Source organism: Nonomuraea sp. NPDC046570 (assembly GCF_040645915.1).
In the GTDB taxonomy this organism is placed as follows: domain Bacteria; phylum Actinomycetota; class Actinomycetes; order Streptosporangiales; family Streptosporangiaceae; genus Nonomuraea.
In genome coordinates this window covers 203,387-214,744 of record NZ_JBEYZF010000012.1, presented here as the reverse complement: position 1 = coordinate 214,744, position 11,358 = coordinate 203,387, and the positions used below count along the sequence as shown (strand labels likewise).

The following is an 11,358-nucleotide window of genomic DNA, read 5'->3' as shown; positions in this document are numbered from 1 at the left end:
AAGCTCACGATCTTCACTCAAGGCAACCCCACTCCTTTGGGTACAAATATCCACATATGTTGCGGTCTTGGCTAGCAAGATCGCGGATATGCTCCTCCGGTGAGCGCCCAGGAGTACTTCGGCATTCGAAACGACCTCGCGGACCGGCTGATGGCCGGATCGCACCAGCTCGCGGGCGTACCCGAGCCCGATCGGGGTTCGGTGCTGCGGGCCGCGGTGGAGGCCGTGCCGCTGGCGGCCGACTGGTTGCGCCCCTTCCCCGCGCTGTTCGCCGAGGGTGACAGCTCCGCCAGCAGGCTCGCCTTCAGCTGCCTGTCGGCCGCCGCGACGTTCCCTCGCGCGGAGCTCGACCAGATCGCCTCCCTCGGCGCCCTGACCACGATCCTGTTCGGCGTCGACGACATCGCCGACGGCATCGCCGGATCCTGGTCCGACCGGGACTTCGCCGCCTTCTTCCAGCGGCTGCCCGCCATCCTGACCGGCGGCGCGCCCCCGGAGGGCGCCGGCGGGCCGGTGGCCGAACTCCTCGAGGCCTGGCGGCAGTGGTGCGAGCGCTTCCACCGCTACCCCGGCGCGGCCGAGCACGCGCCCGAGTTCGCGGTGCAACTGGAGATCGCGGGGGCCGCGATGGGCCGGGAGCGCGGCTGGACCTCCGGCGTCGAGGCGTGGCCCTCCTACAGCGGCTACCTGGCCAACGGCATGATCACGATCCTCTACCACGCGTGGTGGACCGCCGCGCTGGGCGTCTGCGGCCCGCTGCCCGCGCGCGCCGCGCACTGGACGGCGATCGAGCACGCCACCGACCTCGGCGGGTCCTGCCTGCGGCTGGCCAACGACATCAGGAGCTTCGAGCGGGAGCGGGCCGAGGGCAAGCCCAACTCGATCAGCATCCTGGAGCGATCCGGGCTGAGCACGGCCCAGGCCGTCGCCCAGGTCTCGGCCCACGTCGACGAGCTCGACGCCGCCTTCCTCAAGGAGCTCGGCGAACTGCCCGCCGAGCTGGCCGGCGTCGCCGAGGGCCAGCGCCGGAGCGTGGCCTTCAACGGCGGGTGGTACCGGGCGCGCGACACCCACGCCTACACCGTCCAGGACCTCGGCGACGACGCCCGCGCCCACGGCGGCTAGGCCCGCTGCGCGAGGTGCGAGGAGGCGAGCACCGCGGCTCGCACCACGGCGACCGGCGCGTACAGGTCCTTGTCGTGCCAGAGCGGCGGGTGGCTGCCGCCCGACACGCGCCGCAGGTGGGCATGGCCGCGGGCGGCCGCGCTCGCGCAGCGCGGGTCGTCGCGCCGGCGGGTGAGCAGCAGGACCTGCATCGCGTAGGCGGTCTCCTCCGCGGTGCCCTCCCAGCGCCCCCACGACCCGTCGGGACGCTGACCGGCCAGCACCCACTCGACCGCCGCCCGCACCGCCTCCGCCGACTCGGCTCCGCCGAACTCGTCCAGCGCGAGCGCGCAGCTCACGGTGGCGTAGTACGGCGAGGCGTGCCACCGGTCGGCCCAGCTTCCGTCGGGCGACTGGCGCCCGCGGATCCAGGCGGCCACGTCGGCGATGGCCGGTTCGTAGCGGGCGGCCTCGGCGGGCCGGCAGGCCACGTACTGGCCGAACGCGTCCAGCACGTGGGCGTTCACGCTGACCGACGCGCCCTGCTCGCCCAGCCAGGTGGAGAAGTGGGTGGTGGAGTGGAACGCCCACAGGCTGTCGGGCTCCACGGGCGCCCCGAGCAGCGCCAGCGCGTACAGCGCCACCGAGGTGGTGTCGGCGTCGGCGGGCAGGCCCGGCCCGGCGGGCGTGCCCGCGGGGCCGATCGCGGCCCGCAGGTCGGCCACCATCTCCGGCGGCACCTCCACCCGGATGCCCGCGCGCAGCAGCCAGCTCAGCACCCAGCCGCGCTCGAACACGGTGATCGGCAGGCCGACGGGCACGGGGCCGCCGTGGCGGCGGGCCACCGCCTCCAGGTGGCCGATGACCGGGTCGCCGGGTTCGCGGACCGGCCCGGCGCCCAGCCAGGCCGCGGTCGCGGCCGGTGAGGCGCCGACGGTGCCGATGGCCGTGGGCTTGACGGCCGGCGCGGCGCCGGCGGCGGAACCGGCGATCTCCAGGGCGTGCAGCAGCTTCTCGGGGACCTCCGCGCCGGAGGCGACCCAGGACCTGACCAGGTCGAGCGTCGCGTAGCTCATGCCCTGCGGCAGCGGCAGCGGCGGGTGGGCGGGCAGGGCCGCCAGGTGCTCGTTGATGAGGCCGACCAGCGAGGGCACGATGTGCTCGATGGCCGGCATGTCGGGCAGTTCCTGCGGTACGGCCAGCCAGCCGGCCAGCACCCGCAGCCCGCGCTCGGCGGCCTCGCCGAGACCGGCCGCGGTGTCGCCGCGCAGCATCGCCGACAGGATCGCCTCGGTCGCGCTCAGCGTCGGCACCAGGCCGTACCCGTCGGGCGCGCCCCACGATCCGTCGGGCCCCTGCGACGCGACCAGGTAGTCGATCCGCTCGTGGTGCCCGGTGAGCCAGGGGGCCAGGGTGACCAGGCGGCCGGTCTCGTACACCGAGGTCGAGACCTGCCCCCACGGCCGGAACATCAGGCCCGCCACCAGCTCGTCCGCGGCCGTGGCGACGTCCGCCGCCCCGGGGGCGGCCACCTCCCGTACGCTCACGCCTGGGTGCTCCGCTCGGCCGGGAACAGCCGGAGCAGGACCTGCTCCTTGGGACGGACCGACGCGCCGGGCGCCGGGGTGAGCCGCTGCGGGTTGGCCACCTCGGGCCGGAACCTGCGCACCATGTTGGCGATCACCAGGGGTGCCTCCATATAGAACAGCTGCTGTCCCAGGCACACGTGCGGGCCCGCGCCGAAGGGGAAGAAGCTGTAGCGGTGACGGCGCTCGGCGCGCTCGGGCGACCAGCGCTCGGGGTCGAACTCCAGCGGCCGGTCCCAGAACTCCTCGAGCCGGTGCGTGGTGTAGGGGCTGATCAGCACCTGCGTACCGGCCTTCAGCCGGACGCCGCCGATCACCGCGTCGTTCACCACCTGGCGGGGGACCATCCAGGCCGCCGGGTAGAGGCGCAGCAGTTCCTGCAGGATCATGTGCAGGTAGGTGAGGTCGTCGACGTGCGCCGCCCTGACCGGGCCGTCGCCGACCACGCGGTCGATCTCCTCGCGCAGCCGGGCGTACACCTCGGGGTGGTCCTCGAGCACCCCCCAGAGCCAGGTCAGCGTCATCGCGGTGGTCTCCGACGCGGTGCCGTAGATGCTGACCACGTCGTCGCGCAGCTGGCGCGGGTCGGTGGAGCCCCCGTCCTGCTCGGTCCTGGCCCGCAGGACGGCCGAGAGCACGTCGTTGGCGTCGTTCTTCTCCGTACGCGCCTGCTCGATCAGCGGGTAGACGATGTCGTCGATCTTCTTCAGCGCGGCCAGGAAGGCGCGGTCGCCGGGCACCCGGATGGAGTCCGGGACGAAGGGGACGAGCAGCCGGAAGGCGATCGAGGTGGCGCAGGTGGCGAACTCGGGCGCCAGCCGCTCGCCGGTCTCCCTGGGGATCCGGCCGCCGAACAGGACCTTGATGATGACGTGGTTGACGATCGAGTTCATCCGGGAGGCGGCGTCGATCAGCTCGCCGGTCCGCGCGTATTCGTCGAGTTCGGCGACGCTGGCGGCGATGACCTCGGCCATCTGCTCGCCCAGCGAGGCGATGTACCTGGCGGTGAAGAGCGGCTGGAGGATCTTCCTGCTCGTCTCCCAGGCGGGCCCCTCGCTCACGATCCCGTGCCCGGTCACCCGCCATACAGCGTTCCAGAACATGCCCTGACGCATGAAGTTGGTCCAGTCGGTCTTGAGGACCTGCTGGACGTGGTCGGGGTGGGAGATCAGGAACGGCCGGAAAGGTCCGATGTCCAGCCGTACGGGCTGGCCGTCGTTCTCCATGCCCATCTTCGACAGCTCGGTGACGGGTTCCTTCAGCAGCCGGGGGATGACGCGGTAGAAGGGCAGCGTCCGCGCCCCCCTGGTCACATTGGTGTCAGGGGCAACGGACATGGTGGCGACTCCCACTTTGCGGCAGACCTCAGGAGCATCATCCGCCAGAAGGCGTAACTCTTCCGACATTTGTAACTCTTCGGGCGAAGTATCACATGATCACATCTATCCGATCAAGACAGGCGTTCGGTGATAATCTGCTCACGCTCTTCAGTTCGGAGGATTGATGGCCGCCCGTTTTGCCGCGTCTCCCTCCGGGGATCTCGGGGACCCGCGCCCGCTACCACCCCACGCCACCAGCGAGGTCCTGACCCGCTACCGGCGCCTCATGGAACCCGCGCTCAGGCAGGCCGTGACGAGCCTGCACCCGTGGGGCGCCCACATGGCCGCCTTCACCCTCGGCTGGTCCGACATCGACGGCACGCCCCTCGACGAGCACGGCGGCAAGAGCCTGCGTCCCGCGCTGGCCATGCTGTGCGCGCAGGCGGCCGGCTCGCCGCCGGACAGCGCCGTGCCCGGCGCCCTCGCCGTCGAACTGGTGCACGCCTTCTCGCTGGTGCACGACGACATCATCGACAGCGACGAGCGCCGCAGGCACCGGGACGCCGTCTGGAAGGCGTTCGGCGTCGGCCCCGCCGTACTCACCGGCGACGCCCTGCTCGCGCTGGCGATCAGCCGGCTCGCGGCGACCGACAACTCCATCGCCATGGGCTACCTGTCGCGGGCGCTGGTGGAACTCGTGCACGGGCAGACCGAGGACATGGCGTTCGAGAACCGGCCCTGGAACGGCGACGACGCGGTCACCGCCGAGGAGTACTCCGGCATGGCCGCGCGCAAGACCGGCGCGCTGCTCGGCTGCGCCGCCGCCGTCGGCACCGCGCTCGGCGGCGGCTCGGCGGCACAGGCCGAGCGCATGTACGGCATGGGCCGCAGCCTCGGCCTCGCCTACCAGATGGTCGACGACCTACTCGGCATCTGGGGCGACCCCGCCGTCACCGGCAAGCCCGTCTACAGCGACCTGCGGGCCGGCAAGAAGACCCTGCCGGTGCTCTCCGCGCTCGCCGCCGACGACCCCGCCGCGGGCAAACTGGAGGACCTGCTGCTGACCGGCGACCTCGACGACGACACGGTACGGCTGGCCGCCGACCTCATCGAGGCCGCCGGCGGCGCGGACGTCACCCGCGAACTGGCCGCCCGGCACGCCGGCCTGGCCGTCGAGGCCCTCGGCGCGTGCTTCCCCGGCGCGACCGAACTGCACGAACTGCGCGACCTGTGCGAGCTGATCGTCAACCGGAGCCACTGAACCCGTCAGTCGGCGATGTAGGTGATCGAGCGGACGTCGTAGCCGGCGTGCTTCGAGCCGCGGACGTGCATCAGCATGGCGCCGCCCTCGTAGGAGTAGGCGCACGCGTGGCCTTTCGGCTCGGCCGAGCAGCCCTGGAAGGTGTGCGTCACGCCCTTGGGGTCGTACTTCGTCCTGAACAGCGTCTTGACGGCCGGCACGGCGGCGAACTGGAGGGCGCGGCTGCGGTCGTTCAGCGTCCACGCCTTGAACAGGGAGGTGGCGGCCAGGGACGGCTTGGTCAGGTGGCTGGAGGTGTAGACCTTGGTCACCTTGGGGCCGGAGACGACCATCAGGATGCCGTTGAGACCACCGGGCACGCGGACGCTGGTGTACGTGAACCGGCAGGCGTTCCCGGTGCACCCGGCGAACCGGTCCGGGGCGCGGTAGACGTACGCGAACAGGCTGCTCACCGCAGCGGGCGAGGCCACCTTGGCGGCAGCGGCCCGGTCACCTCTCAACCAGGCACGGAACAACTTCCTGGCCACCGCGGCAGGCGCCGGCGCGTGAGCCTGGGCGGGGTTCGCCACCGGTACGGGGTTCGCCGCCTGAGCGAGGGCGCCGGTCTGTGTGGGAGTGGCGGCCTGCGCGAACGCGGGCGCCTGGGAGAGCATCAGCGCGGCACCCGCGGCTAGCGCGGCGGCACCGGGAGTCAGTCGTCTGGACACGCTGCGACGCTAGAACTCACTGCTTGCACGCAGATTGCCCACCACTTGCACATATCTGCCGCCATCTATCGCTATCTGCTGCCTGATCTCCCCTGCAGCCCCTGCCCCTCCCTGCACCTTTGGGAATTCCTGCTCCCGCCCCGCCCTCGCGCCGCCCTGCGGTCGCACCGCACCGCACCGAGCGGAACCGGTCAGGACGGTGTGCGGCGGTCATCCGTGGATCTGCTTGAGGATGGATTTGTCCTTGATGCGGGTGTCGCGGGCCAGCAGGAAGGCCTTGCTGAGGACGAGGGCGAGGCGGCCGTCCTCCTCGAAGGGGAGAAACACTTTCGTGTCGCCCCTACGGCTCGGGACGATGCACAGATAGACGTCCCCGGGTTCCATGAGGATGTTTGCACTGCCTAAGTGGATCTTGTAGGTACGCAGGTCACCCTGGACGATCAGGAAACGGTCGGTAAGGGTGCAGCGATCGGCGATGGCCGTACGGGGCAGGACGCGGGCCAGCGCGTCGCGGCGCACCTCGCCGGACGGCGGCAGCGGGGCGGAGGACATGTCGCTCCAGTAGTCGCGGTGCCGTTCCTCCCCTCGATCGCTCCACCCGGGATCGGCGGCGATCGACGTGATCGCGACGAACAGGTCCACGTCCCGCATACCCTCGCTGAACACCAGCGGCGGCACCTCCGCCAACGCCACCCGCCGCCACGCGCGCCCGGCACGCCGATCGAAGCGCACCTGATCGGTGGCGGCCAGCGTCACCTCGTACCCGTCCACCACCGCCGTTTCATACCGGAACTCGATCCGCCAAGCCCCCTCGGCCAACTCCTTCGTGGCCTCGGCGTCGAACCCCTTCCGGAAGGCCCCCAGCCAGTTGGTCTGCCAGCCACGCTCCTTGAGCAGCGCGTACAGACGCCGATGCTCGACGATGTGCGCCGCGAACCGATTGGAGTAGAGACCCGTCCGCCCCTCAGCCGGAGTAAGCAGATAAACCTCCCGAAAGGCCTGCTTGAACGGCTGCCGCACCCCTCGCCCCGTCACCACCTCCCGCCACGCCGACACCTCCGCGAGCGAAACCCGCCCCGGATGCCACAACCGCACCATTCGCTCACAAACATCACTCACTCCATCCCCTGACACCTCAGCCTCACCACCCCCCACCTCCGCTGCCTCCCCCTCCGGAGCCACTGCGTAGCCATCCGAGGCCGCTGCGTCGTCGCGTCCCGGGTGTGGTTCGTCGCACAGGAAGGCGGTCCAGCCGTCCCGGCCGGTCTGCCAGATCAGGCTGCGGGTCAGCACGCCCGTGATCGGATCCGCTGCTCGACACCCGAGGTCCGCACAGCCAGCGCCACCAGCGCCTGAACGACCTCCCGCCGCCCTGCACCTCCATCGCCACCGCCTTGGGCGTGGTCGTCGCCCAGGAGGACTGCGGCCCAGACGAAGCCGCGGGCCGTGTCCACGTTCCGCTCCGAGACGACCAGCCGCCAGGTCGAGCCCCACCGGCGGATCTGCTCGGTGTCGCGGTCGAAGGCGCGCAGCGCCAGCCGTACCAGATGCCGGGCGTCGGTGGTTCGCAGGAGTTCGCCGCAGCGGACGCGCCACGCCTTGGTCGGGCGTGGGCCGCGTAGCTCGCAGAGGTGGTCGATCAGGGGAAGGAGGTGGGGGGTTCTGTCGAGGTGGTCGCAGATGGTCGTGGCCCAGCGGTCCGAGAGCGAGAGTGTCGATCTCGGTATGGGGGCGGGGTCGGTGCGCAGGACGCGGGCGATCAGGCGTTCCAGGCGGCGGCGTCTGGCGGCCTCGATGGGGCTGTCGTAGATCGCCCGGACGAGCGGTTCGATCGGTTTCCGCAGCGTTTCGCGTTCTTGCGGGTCGAAGTCCTGGGCCAGGTCGAGCACCCGGGACAGCCATGTGTCGTCTCCGTAGCGGGGCTCGAACCCATTCAGGACGGTGAGCAGCGCGGCGATCTCTGTCACGGTCCAGCCACTCGAGCCCGACAGGGCGAGGTCGAGCTCCTCGGTGTAGCGGTCCTTCGTGCAGCGGGCGAGACAGATCACCGCCGCGCGGCGTTCCGCGCCCTCGGTGCGGGACAGGCGCTCGTTCAGGTCGCGGCGGACCTGCTTGGCCTGGAGGCGCGAGGCCAGGCCGCGTTGCTCGTCCCACGGTCCAGGGCAGGTCTGCGGGCTCGACCAGCGCAGCAGGGTCCGCCGCTGGGCGAGTACCTCCTGGATCCAGCTCGCGGTGACCAGAGCATCCTTGATCACCTTGCTCACGGCGGGTTCGCGCATGGCGGGATCTTGCCAGTCGGCACCGACATTCCTGCGGACCGGCGATCAGCCGCCAGGGCCCACGGGATTGTGCGGGGCGCCGTCGCCGACGGTGGGCAGGTCGCCGCGCACCGCCGTGTACTCGTGCCGCCCACCCCCCACCCGATACCAGCCCACCTCGTCGCGCTCGCACGTCACCGGCGCGGTCTGCGGCTCGGCGTCCTTGAGCATCGTGTCCACGCACAGCCCGTCGCCGAACCGGCCCCGATCCACCCGCAACTCCACCCGCGAACCCGCCGGTGAGACGTAGAAGGCGCCGAAGCCCTCTTCGTTCACGCCGCCGACGGACTGCTCGACCAGCTCGTACCCCTCCAGCTCCACCGCGTAGATCAGGTCCGGGGCCACCCCCTGAAGACGCGCCTGGTCCAGAACGGCCTGGCTGAGCTGCGCCCCCGTACCGCAACCGGCCACGACCATCCCCAGAACCGCGAGGACAGCAACAGGACGCCTCATAGGGCCACTCTGCCGCAGTCGAAGCCCGGGCGCGCCACCGGCCGGTGCACAGACCTTCCGGTGACGCCGGCATTCCGGGGTCACCCCTTGGCGAGCGCCCTGCTGATCACCAGGCGCTGGATCTGGTTGGTGCCCTCGACGATCTGCAGCACCTTGGCCTCGCGCATGTACCGCTCCACGGGGAAGTCCTCCACGTAGCCGTACCCGCCCAGCACCTGCACCGCGTCCGTCGTCACCTTCATGCACACGTCGGTGGCGAACAGCTTGGCCATCGCCGCCTGCGTGCTGTACGGGCGGCCGTGGTCGCGCAGCCGGGCCGCCTCCAGGTACAGCGCTCGGGCCGCCGTGATGTGCGTGGCCATGTCGGCGAGCATGAAGCCGATCCCCTGGAAGTCGACGATGCGCGAGCCGAACTGCCGCCGTTCGCGGGCGTAGTCGGTGGCCGCGTCGAGGGCGGCCTGGGCGACGCCCACCGCGCAGGCGGCGATGCCGAGCCGGCCGCCGTCGAGCGCGGCCATGGCGATGCGGAAGCCCTCGCCTTCGGCGCCGACGAGCGCGGAGGGCGGGAGCCGTACCCCGTCGAAGCGAACCTGGGCGGTCGGCGAGGAGCGCATCCCCATCTTGTGCTCGGGCGCGCCGAAGGAGAGCCCGTCGGCCTCGCCGGGCACGCGCAGGCAGGAGATGCCGCGCGCGCCGGAGGCGTCGCCGGTGCGGGCCATCAGCATGTAGAAGTCGGCGACGCCGCCGTGGGTGATCCAGGCCTTCACGCCGTCCACGGTGTAGCCGTCCGGTCCGGGCACCGCGCGGGTGGTCAGCGCGGCGGCGTCCGAGCCGGACTGCGGCTCCGACAGGCAGTAGGCGCCGAGCAGGTCCCCGCCGACCATGGCGGGCAGCAGCTCGGCGCGCTGCTCCTCGGTGCCGAAGGCAGCCACCGGGAAGCACGACAGCGTGTGCACGGAGGTGCCGAGCCCGACGGTCAGCCAGCCCGCCGCCAGCTCCTCCACCACCTGCAGGTACACCTCCTGCGGCTGGCCGGCGCCGCCGTACTCCTCGGGGTACGGCAGGCCGAGCAGGCCGGCGGCCCCCAGGGTGGCGAACACCTCGCGGGGGAATCTGGACGCGACCTCGTCGCCGGCGGCGCGTGGCGCCACCTCCTTGGCGATCAGGTCTCGGGTCAGGTCGATCAGGTCGTGCGCCTCGGGGGTGGGCAGCACACGCTCAACGCTCATCGCGGCACTCTCCAGGTAAGGGGTGACTCCCCTGATTGTTACGCATTCCCAGCGGTCACCTACCGCCTGCCTCCCACTCGGCGACCACGCAGGCGACGACCGCCGGCCCGCAGCCCCGGAAAGCTCCCCCTTCCGGAGGAGTGAGTCCGACCCTGGGGTGGATGGCATCCGGCGCGCCGGCGAGGACTCTGGACGGTATGACATCGACACGATGGTGGGGTGCGACGGCCCTCGCGCTCGCGGGGGTCCTGCTCGTGACATCATGCGCACAACGCGCCGGTACGGCACAGCCGCCCGCGAGCCAGAGCGCACACCCGGGCCACGGCATGACGGCGTCTCCCCCACCCCCCGCGGCCCCGCTGCGGGACGGCGAGCGGTTCGTCAACCTGAAGCTGCCCAGCGCGTACACCCCCGCCGCGCCCAAGGGGGCGACCGACGAGTACCGCTGCTTCCTGCTCGACCCGGAGCTGACCGGGCCCGCGTTCCTGACCGGCAACCAGTTCCTGCCGCAGAACACCGACCTCGTGCACCACGCGATCGTCTACTCCATCGCCCCCGGCAAGGCCGAGGCGGCGGGCAGACTGGACGCGAGCACGCCGGGCGAGGGCTGGACCTGCTTCGGCGACGCCGGCATCGACGACGGCGCGTGGATCGGCCACTGGGCGCCGGGGGCCAACGAGACGCTGCTGAAGCAGAAGGTCGGCTACCCGGTCGCGCCGGGCAGCCGCCTCATCCTGCAGGTGCACTACAACCTGCTGGCCACCGAGGGCAAGCCGGTCGGCACCGACCAGTCGGGCATCAGGCTCCGCTTCGCCGACGGCGACGCGAAGCTCACCCCGTTGCGGACCGCGCTGCTGACCGCGCCGATCGAGCTGCCGTGCACGAGCGAGGAGTCGGGGCCGCTGTGCGACCGGAAGGCGGCCGTGGGCGAGCTGACCCGGCGCTTCGGCGAGCAGGCTGGGGAAATGGTCGGCCAGCTCAACGCCATGTGCAACGGCGAGAAGGCCCCGGCGCCGGGCCCCACCCAGCACTGCGCGACGCGCCTGGAGGCGGGCGGCACGGTGTACGCCACGGCCGGGCACATGCACCTGCTCGGCCGGGCGATCAAGGTGGAGCTGAACCCGGGCGAGACGGGCGGGCGGACGCTGCTGGACATTCCCCGCTACAACTTCGACGAGCAGGCCATCCGCCCGCTCGCCGAACCCGTCACGGTCAAGGCGGGTGACACGCTCAAGGTGACCTGCACCCACGACGCGGGGCTGCGGGCGTTGCTTCCGGAGCTGAGCTCCCAGCCGCCGCGCTACGTGGTCTGGGGCGAGGGCACCAGCGACGAGATGTGCCTGGGCCTGCTCGTCTGGTCCCCCGCCACCTGATCAGCGGA

Annotated in this window: 10 protein-coding genes; 3 read left to right on the top strand and 7 right to left on the bottom strand. The window is 71.7% G+C overall.

The annotated features are described in order from the left end of the window. The first annotated feature begins 99 nt into the window (after positions 1–99). Positions 100–1,125 carry a terpene synthase family protein gene (locus ABZ911_RS21345; RefSeq protein WP_358058195.1) on the top strand — a complete coding sequence of 342 codons (1,026 nt, stop codon included), beginning with the start codon at positions 100–102 and terminating at the stop codon, positions 1,123–1,125. On the opposite strand, the gene ABZ911_RS21340 is transcribed toward ABZ911_RS21345, so the two are convergent. Both ABZ911_RS21340 and ABZ911_RS21335 read right to left on the bottom strand, forming a co-directional pair. Further along, positions 1,122–2,651, bottom strand: coding sequence for a prenyltransferase/squalene oxidase repeat-containing protein (locus ABZ911_RS21340; RefSeq protein ID WP_358058192.1), 1,530 nt, complete (start codon positions 2,649–2,651; stop codon positions 1,122–1,124). The two genes, ABZ911_RS21345 and ABZ911_RS21340, sit on opposite strands and share 4 nt — an antisense overlap. Continuing rightward, a complete protein-coding gene (locus ABZ911_RS21335; protein WP_358058189.1) occupies positions 2,648–4,027 on the bottom strand; it encodes a cytochrome P450 in 1,380 nt (459 codons plus the stop codon). Before ABZ911_RS21335 ends, ABZ911_RS21340 begins: the two co-directional genes overlap by 4 nt. Positions 4,028–4,193: 166 nt before the next feature. Between ABZ911_RS21335 and ABZ911_RS21330 the strand changes: the two genes are divergently transcribed. Next, positions 4,194–5,270: a polyprenyl synthetase family protein gene (locus ABZ911_RS21330; RefSeq protein WP_358058186.1), complete on the top strand. Its 1,077-nt coding sequence runs from the start codon at positions 4,194–4,196 to the stop codon at positions 5,268–5,270. A 5-nt stretch (positions 5,271–5,275) separates the two neighbouring features. Here ABZ911_RS21330 and ABZ911_RS21325 read toward each other — a convergent pair whose 3' ends face one another. The 5 genes from ABZ911_RS21325 to ABZ911_RS21305 all read right to left on the bottom strand — a co-directional run bounded on the left by ABZ911_RS21325 (position 5,276) and on the right by ABZ911_RS21305 (position 9,977). After that, positions 5,276–5,977 carry a hypothetical protein gene (locus ABZ911_RS21325; RefSeq protein ID WP_358058183.1) on the bottom strand — a complete coding sequence of 234 codons (702 nt, stop codon included), beginning with the start codon at positions 5,975–5,977 and terminating at the stop codon, positions 5,276–5,278. 210 nt (positions 5,978–6,187) lie between these two features. Beyond that, positions 6,188–7,270 (bottom strand): DUF4132 domain-containing protein, encoded by a 1,083-nt coding sequence (locus ABZ911_RS21320; protein WP_358058179.1) that lies wholly within the window; start codon positions 7,268–7,270, stop codon positions 6,188–6,190. After that, positions 7,264–8,256 (bottom strand): hypothetical protein, encoded by a 993-nt coding sequence (locus ABZ911_RS21315; protein ID WP_358058176.1) that lies wholly within the window; start codon positions 8,254–8,256, stop codon positions 7,264–7,266. The genes ABZ911_RS21320 and ABZ911_RS21315 overlap by 7 nt, the downstream gene beginning before the upstream one ends. A gap of 45 nt (positions 8,257–8,301) precedes the next feature. Next, positions 8,302–8,748 (bottom strand): hypothetical protein, encoded by a 447-nt coding sequence (locus ABZ911_RS21310; protein WP_358058173.1) that lies wholly within the window; start codon positions 8,746–8,748, stop codon positions 8,302–8,304. Positions 8,749–8,828: 80 nt separating this feature from the next. After that, positions 8,829–9,977, bottom strand: coding sequence for an acyl-CoA dehydrogenase family protein (locus tag ABZ911_RS21305; protein WP_358058170.1), 1,149 nt, complete (start codon positions 9,975–9,977; stop codon positions 8,829–8,831). Positions 9,978–10,303: 326 nt separating this feature from the next. On the opposite strand from ABZ911_RS21305, the gene ABZ911_RS21300 reads away from it, so the two are divergent. After that, complete coding sequence (locus ABZ911_RS21300; protein ID WP_358058167.1) at positions 10,304–11,350, top strand: monooxygenase; 1,047 nt, start codon at positions 10,304–10,306, stop codon at positions 11,348–11,350. The last annotated feature ends 8 nt before the right edge of the window (positions 11,351–11,358 follow it).